The organism is Amnibacterium kyonggiense, from assembly GCF_004364555.1.
Lineage (GTDB): Bacteria > Actinomycetota > Actinomycetes > Actinomycetales > Microbacteriaceae > Amnibacterium > Amnibacterium kyonggiense.
Genome location: NZ_SOAM01000001.1, coordinates 902,266 through 916,758, shown reverse-complemented (window position 1 = coordinate 916,758; position 14,493 = coordinate 902,266). Strand labels below are relative to the sequence as shown.

Genomic DNA, 14,493 nt, shown 5'->3' with positions numbered 1-14,493 from the left:
GACGGTGACGGTCGGAACGACGCGCGCGGACGCTCTCGCCGCCACGCCTGGCACTCGATGAGAACGAGTGCTAAAGCATTTTGGCAGTCACACCATGGGAGTGCAAGCGGGGTCGGCGCGGTGCGCCGTCAGCGGACAGGGCCGGCACGATGGCCCGGGCGCGTCGCGTCAGGCCGGGCGGACGGCCTCGGCCTGCGGGCCCTTCGATCCGGCGCCCACCTCGAACTCGACCCGTTGCCCCTCGGCGAGGGAGCGGTAGCCGTTCATCTCGATGGCGGAGTAGTGGACGAACACGTCCTGCCCGCCCTCGTCCACGGTGATGAAGCCGTAGCCCTTCTCGGCGTTGAACCACTTCACGACACCACTCGCCATCCGGTGCTGCTCCCTGCCTCCTCGCGAGGGCCTTCTCCCCCGCGGTGTGACGGAAATCTAGCGACGGCGCCCCGCTCGACGGGGCCCGCGGACCCCCTCGCCACGCGATCGGCGACGCATCTCAACACACCGGTAACACGGCGGAAACACTCGGGCCGGCGCGGGGCGTGCCGGCCGGCCCGGGACCTCAGGAGGCCTTGACGAAGTCCTTGCCGAGCACGACGGTGAGGCGGGACTGGCCGGCCACGTCGAAGCGGTCCGTCCGGACCGGCGCCCGGCCGATGCCGAGCGACTTCGCGAGCCCGAGCGCGGCGCCGAGCTGCGACTTCTCGCTGTAGTAGACGGTCGAGAGCTTCACGTCGGTCGAGTCCGCGTTCGCGGTCGACGCGACCTTCCAGCCGTCGCCCTTCGCCGTCGCGGCGGCGCTCGCGGCGAGACCGGTCGTCTTCGTCGCGTTCAGGACGACGACGGTCGCCGACGGGTCGACGGTCGCGGCGGGCGCGGAGGACGCCGCAGCCGCGCTGCTGGTCGTGGTGTCGCCCGTCGCGGACACGTTCTTCTCGATCACGGACAGGCCGAGCACACCCGCGCCGACGAGCACGCCCGTCGCGAGCGCCGCCCAGGCGAACGTGACGAAGCCGCGACCACTTCGGGCCGGGGCCCGGTGGGCGCCGACCCGCGCGAGGTCCGGCGAGACGTCGTCGAACCGGTCGCGCGGACGCGTGGTCGCTCCTCTGGCCACTGCTCTCCGTGCTCCGTCCCGTGTTCCTCCGGCCGCGCCGGCGATCACCGGCACGGCGCCCGTGGCGCTCAGCTCGAGTGCCGGCGCAGCAGATCGGCGCGCCGTACCGTTCGGGCATCGCGGAGGCGCTGGAGGCGCTTCACGAGCATCGGATCCTCTCGCAGTGCAGCAGGCGTCTCGATGAGCGCGCCGAGCATCTGGTAGTAGCGGGCGGCGGAGACGCCGAACTCCTCGCGGATGGCCTCCTCCTTCCTGCCTCCGCGGCGCCACCAGGCGCGCTCGAAGGCGAGGATGTCGAGCTCCCTCGCGGTGAGCTCCGCCCCGGCGGCGCCGGGGTCGTTCACGGATCCGTCCACGTGGTGCTCCATGTCCTTCCCGCATCGCTCCCCCGCGTTCGAGGGGGGAACAGGAGGGATGGTATGAGCGCTGACACCCTGTGCGGTGGAAGCGGGACGCCGTGTCCCGGAGCGGTCGCCGCGAGGAGGAGGACCCCCATGACGTACGAGGTGACGAGGACCGACGCGGAGTGGCGCGCGGTGCTCGACCCGGACGAGTTCAAGGTGCTGCGCGAGGCGGCGACCGAGCGAGCCTGGTCCGGTGCGCTGCTCGACGAGCACCGCGACGGCCTGTTCCGCTGCCGCGCGTGTGACGCGGCACTGTTCCGCTCGACCGCGAAGTTCGAGTCGGGCTCCGGCTGGCCCTCCTTCTTCGAGCCGGTGGCGCCCGACGCCGTCGTCCTGGAGCAGGACCGGGCGTGGGGCATGACGCGCACGGAGGTGCTCTGCGCCCGCTGCGGCAGCCACCTCGGCCACCTGTTCGACGACGCGCCCCAGACCCCGACCGGCGACCGGTTCTGCATGAACTCGCTGTCCCTCGCCTTCGACGACGGCGCCGACGCCTGAGCCGGCACTGTTCGTAGACTGGACCGCACGCCGGGATAGCTCAGTCGGTAGAGCGCCGCCCTTGTAATGCGGATGTCGTCGGTTCGATTCCGACTCTCGGCTCGGCACTCACGGCGCTTCGCGCACGGGTCGGCAGGCCGTGAGCACATGGCCACGAAGAAGGCCCCCTCCGATTCCGGAGGGGGCCTTCTTCATGCGATCGCGTCAGTTCGAGGCGGTCGGGGTCGGGCTCGCGCTCGCGCTCGGGGTCGGGGTCGGCGTCGCGGTCGACAGGGCGCCGCCCACGCTCGTGACGAAGGCGCCGAAGTCCGGCGTCGCCGCCGAGTCCCAGTACTGGCCGTTGACGATCAGCGTCGGCGTGCCCGGCCCGGAGGGCTTCCCGTCCGACCCGAGGCGCTTGCTGAAGTCGACGCCCTTCAGGGAACCGGAATCGCTGAGGAACTCGTCGGTCCGCGCGCCGACCCAGTTCTTGAAGGTCTGGTCGCGGATCGCCTGCTCGATCTGCGTCATGTTCGTCGCGCCTGCCTGCTTGGCGATGGCGATCAGCCGGTCGTCGGTGAGCCCCGCGGTGCCCTCCTTCGGCTGCACGCTGGTCTCGTACATGATCGAGTGGAACTTGTAGAACGCGTTCGGCGAGTAGTTCGCGATCGCGGCGGCCGCGTTCGCGGCCCGCGTCGAGTAGTTCTGGTCCGTGAAGCTGTGGTCGAGGAACGCGACCGGGTGGTACTGGATCTCCGCCGCGCCGCTCGAGACGAGCTGCTTGATCTGCCCCCCGAACTGCTGCTCGAACGCCTGGCACACGGGGCAGCCGAAGTCCTCGTACGCCTGGATCAGCACCTTGCCGCTCGACAGCGTCGGCTCGGGCGTCGTCGTCGCGCCGGGCGAGGCCGCGCCGGTCGTCACCGCGGTGAGGTCCTTGCCGGCGATGGTGATGCCGCCGTTCGCCATGTTGCGCGGTCCCGGCCCGGGCGGGCGGACCGAGTTCACGATGATCACCGCGACCACGGCCACGATGGCGACGATCACGACGCCGATCGACGCCTGCAGCAGCACCCGGTTCCGCTTCTCCCGACGCTGCTGACGAAGCCGCTGCTCGCGGGCCTTCTCCCTGGCGGCGTCGCGGCGCTCGTTCTTCGACGATCTCTGCGCGTTCGTCATGGATCCCTCCTGCGCCGACCGACCGGTGGCACGGGGCGGCATGGTAACCGCTGCGGCAATGCCGGCCTCATAGGCGCCCCGGTCGGCCGCTTGCGGGCGCGTGGCATACTGACCCCGTCCGGCGACGATGCCGGGCATGACCACTGGTCATCCTCACTACGGATCGTCCGGCACGTACCTGCCGGTGAAGGAGCATCAACCATGGCAACCGTCACCTACGACCACGCGACGCGTCTCTACCCGGGTGGCACCCGGGCCGCGGTGGACGCGCTCAATCTCGAGATCGCCGACGGCGAGTTCCTGGTCCTCGTCGGCCCCTCCGGCTGCGGCAAGTCGACCTCCCTCCGCATGCTCGCGGGGCTCGAGGAGGTCAACGACGGCCACATCTACATCGGCGAGAAGGACGTCACCGACATCCCGCCGAAGGACCGCGACATCGCGATGGTCTTCCAGAACTACGCGCTCTACCCGCACATGACCGTCGCCGAGAACATGGGCTTCGCGCTCAAGATCGCCGGCGTCGGCAAGGACGAGCGCGCGAGCCGCGTCCTCGAGGCCGCGAAGCTGCTCGACCTCGAGCCGTACCTCGCCCGCAAGCCGAAGGCCCTCTCGGGCGGTCAGCGTCAGCGCGTCGCGATGGGCCGCGCGATCGTCCGCCAGCCGCAGGTGTTCCTCATGGACGAGCCGCTGTCGAACCTCGACGCGAAGCTCCGCGTGCAGACCCGCACGCAGATCGCGTCCCTGCAGCGCCGCCTCGGTGTCACCACCGTGTACGTCACGCACGACCAGACCGAGGCGCTCACCATGGGCGACCGCATCTGCGTGCTGAAGGACGGCATCCTCCAGCAGGTCGGCTCCCCCCGCGAGCTGTACGAGCGCCCGAACAACGTCTTCGTCGCCGGCTTCATCGGCTCCCCCGCCATGAACCTGTTCACGGCGGACCTCGTCGACGGCGGCGTGAAGTTCGGCGAGTACCTCATCCCGCTGACGCGCGAGACCCAGGCGGCCTCGAGCGCGAAGCAGGTCACGATCGGCGTGCGGCCGGAGGACCTCGAGGTCTCGAACACGAAGGGCGACGGCCTCCCCGTCGTCGTGGACCTCGTCGAGGAGCTCGGCGCGGACGGCTACCTGTACGGCCACGCGGACGTGAACGGCCGCCGCACCGACATCGTGGCGCGCGTCGACGGCCGGTCGCACCCGGAGGTCGGCGAGACGGTGTTCCTGCACCCGCAGCAGAACCACACCCACGTGTTCGACGTCGAGTCCGGATCGCGCATCTCGGCCGCTGTCTCCGCTTGAGCGACGCCTTCGGGGACTCGCTCTCCATCACCGCGGCGACGGTCGATCCGGCGCTGCTCGACCTGCCGTGGAGCGTCCCCCTCGAGCAGTGGTCCGCCGAGTACATCGCGGCCCTGCCGAAGGGGATCTCCCGGCACATCGTCCGCTTCGCGAACCTCTCGGGGTACGTCGTCGCGGTGAAGGAGACCTCCACCGACCTCGCGCAGCGCGAGTACGACATGCTCCGGACGCTCCAGCGCCTGGACGTGCCGTGCGTCGAGCCGGTCGCCGTGATCAGCGGCCGGCTCGACGAGGACGGCGAGGAGCTGCCGACGGTGCTGGTCACCCGGCACCTGCGGTTCTCCCTGCCCTACCGGGCCCTGTTCTCGCAGACGCTGCGGCCCGACACGGCCACGCGACTCGCCGACGCTCTCGCGCTGCTGCTCGTGCGGCTGCACGTGATCGGCTTCTTCTGGGGCGACGTCTCGCTGTCGAACACCCTGTTCCGGCGCGACGCGGGAGCGTTCGCGGCGTACCTCGTCGACGCGGAGACGGGCAAGCTCTACCCGGGCGGCCTCTCGAAGGGGCAGCGTGAGAACGACCTCGAGGTCGCGCGCGTCAACATCGCCGGCGAGCTGATGGACCTCGCCGCCGGCGGCCAGGCCGACGAGGACCTCGACCCGCTCGACACCTCGGAGCGCATCGTCTCCCAGTACCGGATGCTGTGGAACGAGCTGATGGGCCGGGAGTCCTTCGCCTCGTCGGAGCGCTGGCGCATCAATGAGCGCGTCGACCGGCTGAACTCCCTCGGGTTCGACATCGAGGAGCTCTCGATCCGCACCGGCGCGGGCGGCAGCGAGGTCGTGATCCAGCCGAAGGTCGTCGACGCAGGGCACCACACGCGCCGCCTCCTGCGCCTCACCGGCCTGGACGCGGAGGAGAACCAGGCGCGGCGCCTCCTGAACGACCTCGACCAGTGGAGCCACGCGTACGGCCGCACGTCGATGGACGAGGAGATGGCGGCCCACGAGTGGGTCGCCGGCGTCTTCGAGCCCGTCATCCGCTCGATCCCGCGCGAGCTGCGCGGGAAGCTCGAGCCGGCGGAGGTGTTCCACCAGCTGCTCGAGCACCGCTGGTTCATGTCGCAGCGCGAGAACCGGGACGTTCCGCTCGCGGAGGCGCTGAACTCGTACGTCGAGGACATCCTGCGCCACCGCCGGGACGAGGCCGCCCTCCTCGAGCCGACGACCGGCTCCGTGACGGTGCCGATCCGCATCTCGCAGGGCCCGGAGGACTGGCGCACCTCCGTCTGAGCACGTCGGCAGGAACCCCGGAGCGCGTCAGACGCGGCGGAGCAGGGACCCCGACCCGCCGAACGTGAGCTGCCAGGCCAGCATCAGCTCGAAGATCGCCTTGCGCACGGTGTCCCCCTCTGCGCCCGCCGCCCTCGGCCGGTCGCAGGAGTCAGCATCGTCCGAGTCGGCGGGCGCCGCACGATCCCAGTGGGAGTGCGACCGGAGGGGGTGCGACCGGCTCGGGTGCGACGCGGACGGGGATCCGCCGGACTGGGGGCACGCAGACGGGCGCGCCGGAGTTGCGGATCGCTTCGGACCGGACTGCACGTTGCACGGATCAGGACGGATCGTCCGACACGCCGCCCTGCGGCGCGAGCGCCTCGGCGTGTCGCCGCATCCGTCCTGATCCGTGGAACGTGAGCCGGCTCTACTCGGTGGCGGCGCGGGTCGTCGCGATCGCGTAGAGGGCGATGGAGGTCGCGACGGAGGCGTTGAGCGACTCCGTCGCGCGGCCGATCGGGATGGAGACGATCTGGTCGCACAGCTCGCCGACGAGCCGCGACAGGCCCTGTCCCTCGCTGCCCGCCACGACGAGCAGCGGCCGGTCGGCCAGCTCGAGCGCCGGCAGCTGCACGTCGCCGCCGCCGTCGAGCCCGATGACGAAGACGCCCGCCTTCTTGTACGCCGTGATCGCCTGGGCGAGGTTCGACGCCTGCGCGACGGGCACCCGGGCGATCGCGCCGGCGGAGGACCGCCACGCGGCCGGCGTCACGCCGACGGAGCGCCGCTGCGGCAGCACCACGCCGCTGCCGCCGAAGGCCGCGACGGAGCGGATGATCGCGCCGAGGTTGCGCGGATCGGTCACGCCGTCGAGCGCGACGATCAGCGGCGTCGTCCCGCGCTGCAGGAGGTCCATCGGGTGCGCGTACTCGTAGGGCTTCACCGCCAGCGCGACGCCCTGGTGCAGCAGGTCGCCGCCGGTCAGCCGGTCGAGCTCCGGGCGCATGACCTCGAGCACCGGGACGTCCCGCTTGTTCGCGATCGACACGATCTCGCGGGTGCGGTCGTCGACCTCCATCCGCGCGGCGATGTAGAGCGTCGTCGCCGGGATCCTCGCGCGCAGCGCCTCGAGCACCGCGTTGCGGCCGGTGACCAGGTCCTCGGTGGAGGCCTTCTTCGTCCGCGATCCGGACGACCGGGGCTGGGACGTGCCGCGCTTCGCGGCGGACCGCTCGGCGAGCTGCTTCGCCTTGTGGGCCTTGTGGTACGTCCGGTCCTCGGCCTTCGGAGTCGGTCCCTTGCCCTCGAGCGCCTGACGCCCCCGGCCTCCGGAACCGACCTTCGTGCCCTTCAGATTCGGCGTGCGCCGCCTGGCATCACCGGCCATCGATGCTCCACCTCGTTCCGCCACCCGTGTCCGTGAGGACGATCCCGGCCGCTGCCAGCTCGTCCCGCACCCGGTCCGCCGCCGCCCAGTCGCGGGACTCCCGTGCGGTCTGCCGTTCGGCGATGAGCCGTTCGACGAGCGCGTTCAGCGCTTCCGCACTGCCATCCTCCCGCACTCCGGCGCTCCACGCGGGGTCGAGGGGGTCGACGCCCAGCACGCCGGCCATGAGCCGGACCGCTGCGGCGGCCTCGCCGGCGAGGTCGAGCTCGCCCGCATCGAGCGCCTGGTTGCCGCGCCGGATCGTCTCGTGGAGCACCGCGAGCGCCTGCGGGACGCCGAGGTCGTCGTCCATCGCGGCCGCGAACGCGTGCGGGATCGGGACGACCGCGGGCGTCGCGCCCTCGTCCTCGGCACGGACGAGGAACCGCTCGATGCGGGACACCGCCTCCTCCGCCTCCACGAGTGCGCCGGCGTGGTGGTCGAGGTCCGACCGGTAGTGGGCGGCCGCGAGCGCGTACCGCACGACGACGGGCCGAGCGGCTCCGAGCAGGTCGGCGGCGAACACGGAGTTGCCGAGCGACTTCGACATCTTCTGCCCGCCGACGGTCACGAGGCCGTTGTGCACCCAGAGGCGCGCGAACGGCGAACCCGCCGCGGTCGACTGCGCCAGCTCGTTCTCGTGATGCGGGAACCGGAGGTCGAGGCCGCCGCCGTGGATGTCGAACTCGGTGCCGAGGTAGCGCTCCGCCATCGCCGAGCACTCGATGTGCCAGCCCGGGCGCCCGCGACCCCAGGGGCTCGGCCAGGCGGCGGACTCGGGTTCGCCGGACTTGTGCCCCTTCCAGAGCGCGAAGTCGCGGGGGCTGCGGCGCGCGCGGCCCTCCCCGTCGCCCGACACGAGGGCGTCGCCGGACTGCCGGGTGAGGGAGCCGTAGTCGGGCCAGGAGGCGGTGTCGAAGTAGACGTCGCCGGAGTCGTCCGTCGCCGGGTAGGCGTGGCCCGCGTCGACGAGGCGGGCGATCAGGTCGAGCATCCCGCCGATGTGGCCGGTCGCCCGCGGCTCGTAGGTCGGCTCCTGGACGCCGATCGCACGGTAGGCGGCCGCGAACTCGAGCTCGACCCGGTACGCGTGCGCCCACCACTCGCTGCCCGACCGCGGCGCCGCGTCGAGGATCTTGTCGTCGATGTCGGTGACGTTGCGGATCAGGGTGACGGCGAGCCCCCGGTGCGCGAGCCAGCGCCGCAGCACGTCGTAGGACAGCGCGCTGCGGAGATGGCCGATGTGCGGGGACGACTGCACCGTCGGTCCGCAGACGTAGATGCCGACCCGGCCCGGGACCACCGGGTCGAACTCGCGGAGCGCCTGCGACCGGGTGTCGTAGAGCCGGACGGTCACGCGCTCGATGCTACGGGAGGCGCCGGCCCCCGGTCCGGGATGTGACGAGCGCGGTGGCGACGGCGGCGACGCCCTCCCCCCGCCCGGTGAGGCCGAGCCCGTCGGACGTGGTGCCGGCGACGGAGACCGGCGCGCCGACCGCGGCCGAGAGCAGGGCGACGATCTCGTGGCGCCGGGAGCCGATGCGGGGCCGGTTGCCCACCACCTGCACCGCGACGGACACCGGGGCGAAGCCGGCGTCCGCGAGCAGGTCCACGGCGCGGGTGACGAAGTCGATCCCCGCGCGCCCCGCCTCCTCGGCGCGGTCGACGCCGAAGCGGGAGCCGAGGTCCCCCAGCCCCGCCGCCGACAGGAGGGCGTCCGTGATCGCGTGGCAGACCACGTCGGCGTCGCTGTGCCCGGCCAGCCCCGCTTCGCCGGGCCACTCGACGCCCGCCAGGTGGAGCGGTCGGCCGGCGTCCACCGCGTGCACATCGATCCCGATGCCCGTCCGCACGGCGACGACGGGCGCGAGCAGCTGCTCCGCGCGGCGGAGGTCCCACGGCGTCGTCACCTTGAACGCGTCGGGCTCCCCCGGCACGGTCGACACGGCTCCGCCGGCCGCGGCGAACACCGAGGCGTCGTCGGTGTGCCCGGTGCCCGCGGCGGCGTACGCGCGCTGGAGCGCCCCGGCGGGGAACCCCTGCGGGGTCTGCACGGCGGCGAGCCGGGATCGGTCGAGGGTCGTCACCACCGCCGTCCCGTCGACCTCCTTGATCGTGTCCGCCGCCGCGAGCGCCGGCACGACGCCGGCGCCCGTGACGACGACGGCCGCACGGACGCGGTCGAACAGCGACGACGGGGTGAGCGGCCGGGCGGCGTCGTGCACGAGCACGACCTCGCCCGGCGCGACGCCCTCGAGGGCGATCGCGACCGACTCCTGGCGGGTCGCCCCGCCCCGGACCACCGTCACGCGCGCGGCGTCGCGACGGGCGCGGACGACGGCCTCGACCCCCGACGGGTCCGCCGCGGGCGCCGTGACGACGACGCGGTCGACGTCGGCTGCGAGGACGCCGTCGAGCGCCCAGTCGAGCATCGCGCGGCCGGCGATCGGCACGAGCGCCTTGGGCATGCCCGCGCCGAGCCGGACGCCGTCGCCGGCGGCGACGACGATGGCGACGGTCAGGAGGCGAGCACCTCGTCGAGCACGCTCGACGCCTGGTCCTCGTCCGTCTTCTCCGCGAGCGCGAGCTCGGAGATGAGGATCTGACGCGCCTTGGCGAGCATGCGCTTCTCGCCGGCGGACAGCCCGCGGTCCTGGTCGCGGCGCCACAGGTCGCGGACGACCTCCGACACCTTGATGACATCACCGGAGGCGAGCTTCTCGAGGTTCGCCTTGTAGCGGCGGGACCAGTTGGTGGGCTCCTCCACGAACGGGGTGCGGAGCACCTCGAACACGCGGTCCAGCCCCTCCTTGCCGATGACGTCGCGGACGCCGACGAGGTCGACGTTCTCGGCCGGCACCTCGATGGTCAAGTCGCCCTGCGCCACGTTCAGCTTGAGGTAGACCTTCTCCTCGCCTCGGACGGTGCGCTTCTTGACCTCGACGATCTTTGCTGCTCCGTGATGGGGATAGACGACGGTCTCGCCGACCTCGAACTGCATGTGTGTCCCTCCGAAAAGCGGCCTCCATCCTAGCACGGGGCGGTTCCGCGCGGCCCGGGCGGCGGCGGCGGCAGCGGCTTCGCGAGGGGGGCCGTCCGCTAGGCTGCACCGCGATCGGACCGCGCCGCACGCCGGATCGGACCGACCGGACGAGAGGTGTTGCAGTGAAGATGCGAGTCGCGGCATCCATCGCGGTGACCGTGCTGACGGCGACCGTGCTGGCGGGCTGCCAGTTCGTGACGCCGCAGCAGACCGCCCGGTCCTACACGCCGTCGGACGGCGTGAACGGCACCGCCGGCGACGTCGCGATCCGGAACGTGTTCCTCGTCGACGGCACGGAGGACACCGCCAGCCTGATCGGCGTCCTCGCTAACAACGGCGACTCCCAGACGTCGGTGACCCTGCAGTGGACGAGCACCGCCGGCCCTGAGACGCGGAGCGTCCAGGTCCCGGCCGGCGGCATCCTCTCGATGACCACGGACCCGTCCAAGCTCGACACCTCGGTGCCCGGCGACTCGAGCGCGATCGTGCTCGACGGCGTCGACGCCACCCCGGGCGCACTGTTCCCGGTGACCTTCTCGACCTCCGGCGGCCAGAGCAGCAGCCTGCGGCTGCCGGTGCTGACGGGCTCGTTCTCCGAGTACGCCACGCTCGTGCCGACCCCGACGCCCACGCCGACCCCGACGCGCACGAAGCGGACGCCGTCCCCGGACGCGACGGACTCCCTCGCGCCGACCCCGACGCCGACCGACACGCTCGCGGGCTGACGTCCGGCGCGGGCGCCGACCACCGGCCGGCGCCCCGGACCTCCTACGCCTCGGCGGGGAGGTCCTCGAACCGGTAGCCGAGCCCCCGGACGGTGAGCAGCAGCCGCGGCTCGGCCGGCTCCTCCTCGATCTTCGCCCGGATGCGCTTGACGTGGACGTCGAGCGTCTTGGTGTCCCCGAAGTAGTCGGAGCCCCAGATCCGGTCGATGAGCTGCCCCCGCGTCAGCACGCGTCCGGCGTTGCGGAGGAGCAGCTCGAGCAGCTCGAACTCCTTCAGCGGCATGGCCGTCTCCCGGCCGTGCACGAACACCGCGTGCCGGTCCGCGTCGAGCCGGATCGGACCGGACTCGAGCACGTCGGGGCCGACGGCGTCGGTCTGCTCGACGCGTCGACGGAGGACGGCGCGCACCCGGGCGAGCAGCTCGCGGCTCGAGTAGGGCTTCGTGATGTAGTCGTCCGCGCCGAGCTCGAGGCCCAGGACGATGTCGATCTCCGCGTCCTTCGCGGTCAGCATGATGATCGGCACGTCGGAGGTCGCGCGGATGCGCTTGGCGACCTCCGTGCCGGGCAGCACCGGCAGCATCAGGTCGAGCAGGACGAGGTCGACGTCGCCGCGTCCGAAGCGGGCGAGCGCCTCGCCGCCGTCGGCGACCGCGGCGACCTCGTAGCCCTCGCGCTGCAGCAGGTAGCCGAGGGGCTCGGCGATGGCCGGTTCGTCCTCGACGAGCAGGATGACGGTCATGCGCGCTCCTTCTCCCGGCGCGGGGTGCGCGCCGTGGTGGGTGCCGGGATCTCCGGCAGGCGGATGGTGAACGTGGAGCCGCGGCCGAGGCGGGACCAGGCCCGAGCCTCCCCGCCGTGGTTCTCCGCGATGTGCTTGACGATGCTGAGGCCGAGCCCCGTGCCGCCCGTCTGCCGGGAGCGGGCCTGGTCGGTGCGGTAGAAGCGCTCGAACACGCGCCCGAGGTCCTCCTCCGCGATCCCGATGCCCTGGTCGGACACGGCGATCTCGACGACGCCGTCCCGCTTGCGCAGCCCGACGCCGACGTGGCCCTTCTGCGGCGAGAAGGCGATGGCGTTGGCGACGAGGTTCTGCACGGCGGTGACCAGCATCGCCTGGTCGCCGAGCGTCCACAGGTGGGCGCGCTTGCCGACCACGACCGTCACGCCGCGGGCCTCCGCGGCGACCCGCGTGCGGTCGACGGCGGTGCGGAGGACGTCGTCGAGGGACACCGCCTCGGCGGCGTCGAGCGGGTCCGCGCCCTGGACGCGGGAGAACTCGATGATCTGCTGCACCAGCGCCCCGAGCCGGGCGGCCTCCGTCGAGAGCCGGGCCGCGAAGCGCCGGACCTGATCCGGGTCGTCCGCCGCGCTGTCGACCGCCTCCGCGAGCAGCGAGACCGCGCCGATCGGCGTCTTCAGCTCGTGGCTGGTGTTGGCCACGAAGTCGCGGCGCATCGCGTCCAGCCGGACGGACTCCGAGCGGTCGTCGACGATGAGCAGCACGCGCGACACGTCGATCGGCGCGGCGTGCGCGGTCACCACGAGCGTCCGCGGACCGGCCGCGGTGCGCGGGAGCAGGAGGTCCGCGCGCGCCGCGTCGCCGGTGGTCCGCGCGGCGTCGATGACCCGCCGCACCTCCGGGTGCGCGAGCGCGCGGCCGTCGGTGAGCCCCATCGCGAGCGCCTCGGGGGTGGCCTGCACGACGGCGTTCGAGCCGTCCACGACGAGCGCCGGCTGCGTCAGCGCGGAGAGCACGGCGATCGCGCCGTCCGGCAGCGCGTCCGCCTGCAGGTCGAGCACCGCCGCCCCGCGGTCCACGGCCGCCCTGATCAGGAGCGTGAACACCACGCCGACCGCGAGACCGAAGACGATCCCGAGCACCACGATGGACGCCGCGCTCATGCGGGTTACGATAAGGGACTGTTCAGGGTCGGCTTTCATGCGCGCCGAGCGAGCGCCCGGGAATTGCCCGGACGTTCGCCTGAGCGGCACCGGATGTTCACCTGGGCGGCGGATTCTGGCCGTCCCGGGTACGACCGAGAGGGGAAACCGTGCGCGAGGTGTTCCAGCAGGAGCTGGCCGACGTCCAGGACCGGCTCGTCGAGATCGCCGGTCTCGTCGAGCTGGCGATCACGCAGGCGACGACCGCGTTCAACTCCTCCGACGTCTCGCTGGCGGAGGCGGTGATCGCCGACGACCACCGGATCGACGAGCTCGCGGCGAGCCTCGACGAGCTCGCGATCGACATCCTGGCGCGGCAGCAGCCGGTCGCCCGCGACCTGCGCATCGTCGTCTCCGCGCTCCGCATCAGCGCCTCCCTCGAGCGGATGGGCGACCTCGCGGAGCACATCGCGCAGCTGGCCCGCACGCGGTTCCCGGAGAAGGTCGTCCCGAAGGACCTGCGACCGACGTTCAAGGAGCTCGGCCGTCTCGACGTCTTGATCGCCGGCAAGCTGAAGCGGCTGCTCGAGAGCGAGTCCGCCGAGCTGGCGGAGGAGATCCGCGACGACGACGACCTCGTCGACGACCTGCACCTCAGCGTCTTCGACAAGGTGCTCGGCGAGACGTGGAAGGGCGGCGCGAGCGACATCGTCGACTCGACGCTCGCCAGCCGGTACCACGAGCGCTTCGCGGACCACGCGGTCTCCATCGCGAAGAAGGTCCAGTACCTGCAGACCGGCGACTGGGTCGTCGCCGCGCACTGACGCGTCACGAGCAGAGGGCCTCCGGACGGATCCGGAGGCCCTCTGCTCGTTCGCGCGGCTCGTCGGCGCGGAGGTCAGGCCTTCGCGGCGCCCTGCGCGGCGACCGCAGCGGCACCCGCTGCGGCGGCCTCGGGGTCGAGGTACTCGCCCCCGGCGACGATCGGCTTCAGGTCCTCGTCCAGGCGGTAGTGCAGCGGGATGCCGGTCGGGATGTTCAGCTCGGCGATGTCGTCGTCCGAGATGCCGTCGAGGTGCTTGACCAGCGCACGCAGGGAGTTGCCGTGCGCGACGACGATGACCCGCTCGCCCGCGCGCAGGCGAGGCGCGATGTCGCTCTCGAAATACGGGACCATCCGCTCGACGACGTCCTTCAGGCACTCCGTGCGCGGCACGTCGATGCCGGCGTAGCGCGGGTCCGCGTCCTGGGCGAACTCGCTGCCCGGCTCGATCGGGGGCGGCGGGACGTCGTAGCTGCGGCGCCAGGTCTTGAACTGCTCGGGGCCGTACTCGGCGAGCGTCTGCGCCTTGTCCTTGCCCTGCAGGGCGCCGTAGTGGCGCTCGTTGAGCCGCCAGTCGCGGATCACGGGCAACCAGGCGCGGTCGGCGACGAGCAGCGCCTCGTCCGCGGTCTGGATCGCGCGCGTCAGCAGCGAGGTGAAGACGACGTCGGGCAGCAGCCCGGCCTCCCTGATGAGGCGGCCCGCGTTCCGGCCCTCCTCGATCCCCCGCTCGGTGAGCCGGACGTCGACCCAGCCGGTGAAGAGGTTCTTCGCGTTCCAGTCGCTGAAGCCGTGGCGGAGGAGGACGAGCGAGCGTTCGGTGGGCACGCAGCGAGTGTAGGACG

Annotated in this window: 16 protein-coding genes and 1 tRNA gene; 6 read left to right on the top strand and 11 right to left on the bottom strand. The window is 72.4% G+C overall.

What is annotated here, in order from left to right; all coding sequences use genetic code 11:
- Nucleotides 1-168 precede the first annotated feature (168 nt).
- From CLV52_RS04785 to CLV52_RS04775, 3 genes are all read right to left on the bottom strand, one after another.
- Nucleotides 169-372: a cold-shock protein gene (locus CLV52_RS04785; protein ID WP_133765129.1), complete on the bottom strand. Its 204-nt coding sequence runs from the start codon at nt 370-372 to the stop codon at nt 169-171.
- A gap of 187 nt (nt 373-559) precedes the next feature.
- Nucleotides 560-1,114: a LytR C-terminal domain-containing protein gene (locus CLV52_RS04780; protein WP_162850711.1), complete on the bottom strand. Its 555-nt coding sequence runs from the start codon at nt 1,112-1,114 to the stop codon at nt 560-562.
- A 68-nt stretch (nt 1,115-1,182) separates the two neighbouring features.
- On the bottom strand, nt 1,183-1,470 hold the full coding sequence (locus tag CLV52_RS04775; protein ID WP_162850710.1) for a DUF3263 domain-containing protein: 288 nt from the start codon (nt 1,468-1,470) through the stop codon (nt 1,183-1,185).
- Between the two features lie 138 nt (nt 1,471-1,608).
- Between CLV52_RS04775 and msrB the strand changes: the two genes are divergently transcribed.
- Nucleotides 1,609-2,016 (top strand): peptide-methionine (R)-S-oxide reductase MsrB, encoded by a 408-nt coding sequence (gene msrB / locus CLV52_RS04770; protein WP_133765126.1) that lies wholly within the window; start codon nt 1,609-1,611, stop codon nt 2,014-2,016.
- Nucleotides 2,017-2,045: 29 nt separating this feature from the next.
- Nucleotides 2,046-2,118 (top strand) — tRNA-Thr (locus tag CLV52_RS04765).
- Between the two features lie 102 nt (nt 2,119-2,220).
- Here CLV52_RS04765 and CLV52_RS04760 read toward each other — a convergent pair.
- On the bottom strand, nt 2,221-3,174 hold the full coding sequence (locus CLV52_RS04760) for a DsbA family protein (RefSeq protein WP_162850709.1): 954 nt from the start codon (nt 3,172-3,174) through the stop codon (nt 2,221-2,223).
- A 201-nt stretch (nt 3,175-3,375) separates the two neighbouring features.
- Here CLV52_RS04760 and CLV52_RS04755 point away from each other — a divergent pair, with 201 nt between their 5' ends.
- Entirely contained in the window at nt 3,376-4,473 is a 1,098-nt protein-coding gene (locus CLV52_RS04755) for an ABC transporter ATP-binding protein (RefSeq protein WP_133765124.1), read from the top strand.
- On the top strand, nt 4,470-5,765 hold the full coding sequence (locus CLV52_RS04750) for a DUF4032 domain-containing protein (protein ID WP_133765123.1): 1,296 nt from the start codon (nt 4,470-4,472) through the stop codon (nt 5,763-5,765). The genes CLV52_RS04755 and CLV52_RS04750 overlap by 4 nt, the downstream gene beginning before the upstream one ends.
- Before the next feature lie 409 nt (nt 5,766-6,174).
- Here CLV52_RS04750 and rlmB read toward each other — a convergent pair whose 3' ends face one another.
- Genes rlmB through CLV52_RS04730 form a run of 4 tightly spaced genes read right to left on the bottom strand, consistent with a single transcriptional unit; the run spans nt 6,175 to nt 10,174 of the window.
- Nucleotides 6,175-7,134, bottom strand: coding sequence for a 23S rRNA (guanosine(2251)-2'-O)-methyltransferase RlmB (gene rlmB / locus CLV52_RS04745; protein ID WP_133765122.1), 960 nt, complete (start codon nt 7,132-7,134; stop codon nt 6,175-6,177).
- Complete coding sequence (gene cysS, locus CLV52_RS04740; RefSeq protein WP_133765121.1) at nt 7,124-8,530, bottom strand: cysteine--tRNA ligase; 1,407 nt, start codon at nt 8,528-8,530, stop codon at nt 7,124-7,126. Before cysS ends, rlmB begins: the two co-directional genes overlap by 11 nt.
- A 10-nt stretch (nt 8,531-8,540) precedes the next feature.
- The gene (gene ispD / locus CLV52_RS04735) at nt 8,541-9,683 is read right to left on the bottom strand and encodes a 2-C-methyl-D-erythritol 4-phosphate cytidylyltransferase (protein ID WP_342773141.1); all 1,143 of its coding nucleotides are present in this window, start codon (nt 9,681-9,683) and stop codon (nt 8,541-8,543) included.
- 8 nt (nt 9,684-9,691) lie between these two features.
- Nucleotides 9,692-10,174 (bottom strand): CarD family transcriptional regulator, encoded by a 483-nt coding sequence (locus tag CLV52_RS04730; RefSeq protein ID WP_133765120.1) that lies wholly within the window; start codon nt 10,172-10,174, stop codon nt 9,692-9,694.
- 164 nt (nt 10,175-10,338) lie between these two features.
- On the opposite strand from CLV52_RS04730, the gene CLV52_RS04725 reads away from it, so the two are divergent.
- Nucleotides 10,339-10,941, top strand: a complete 603-nt coding sequence (locus CLV52_RS04725; RefSeq protein WP_133765119.1) for a hypothetical protein — start codon at nt 10,339-10,341, stop codon at nt 10,939-10,941.
- A 43-nt stretch (nt 10,942-10,984) separates the two neighbouring features.
- Here CLV52_RS04725 and CLV52_RS04720 read toward each other — a convergent pair whose 3' ends face one another.
- The gene (locus CLV52_RS04720) at nt 10,985-11,683 is read right to left on the bottom strand and encodes a response regulator transcription factor (protein ID WP_133765118.1); all 699 of its coding nucleotides are present in this window, start codon (nt 11,681-11,683) and stop codon (nt 10,985-10,987) included.
- Nucleotides 11,680-12,846, bottom strand: a complete 1,167-nt coding sequence (locus CLV52_RS04715; RefSeq protein WP_133765117.1) for a sensor histidine kinase — start codon at nt 12,844-12,846, stop codon at nt 11,680-11,682. The genes CLV52_RS04720 and CLV52_RS04715 overlap by 4 nt, the downstream gene beginning before the upstream one ends.
- A gap of 149 nt (nt 12,847-12,995) precedes the next feature.
- Between CLV52_RS04715 and phoU the strand changes: the two genes are divergently transcribed.
- Complete coding sequence (gene phoU / locus CLV52_RS04710; RefSeq protein WP_133765116.1) at nt 12,996-13,649, top strand: phosphate signaling complex protein PhoU; 654 nt, start codon at nt 12,996-12,998, stop codon at nt 13,647-13,649.
- Nucleotides 13,650-13,723: 74 nt separating this feature from the next.
- On the opposite strand, the gene CLV52_RS04705 is transcribed toward phoU, so the two are convergent.
- On the bottom strand, nt 13,724-14,476 hold the full coding sequence (locus CLV52_RS04705) for a phosphoglyceromutase (RefSeq protein WP_133765115.1): 753 nt from the start codon (nt 14,474-14,476) through the stop codon (nt 13,724-13,726).
- Nucleotides 14,477-14,493: the final 17 nt, after the last annotated feature.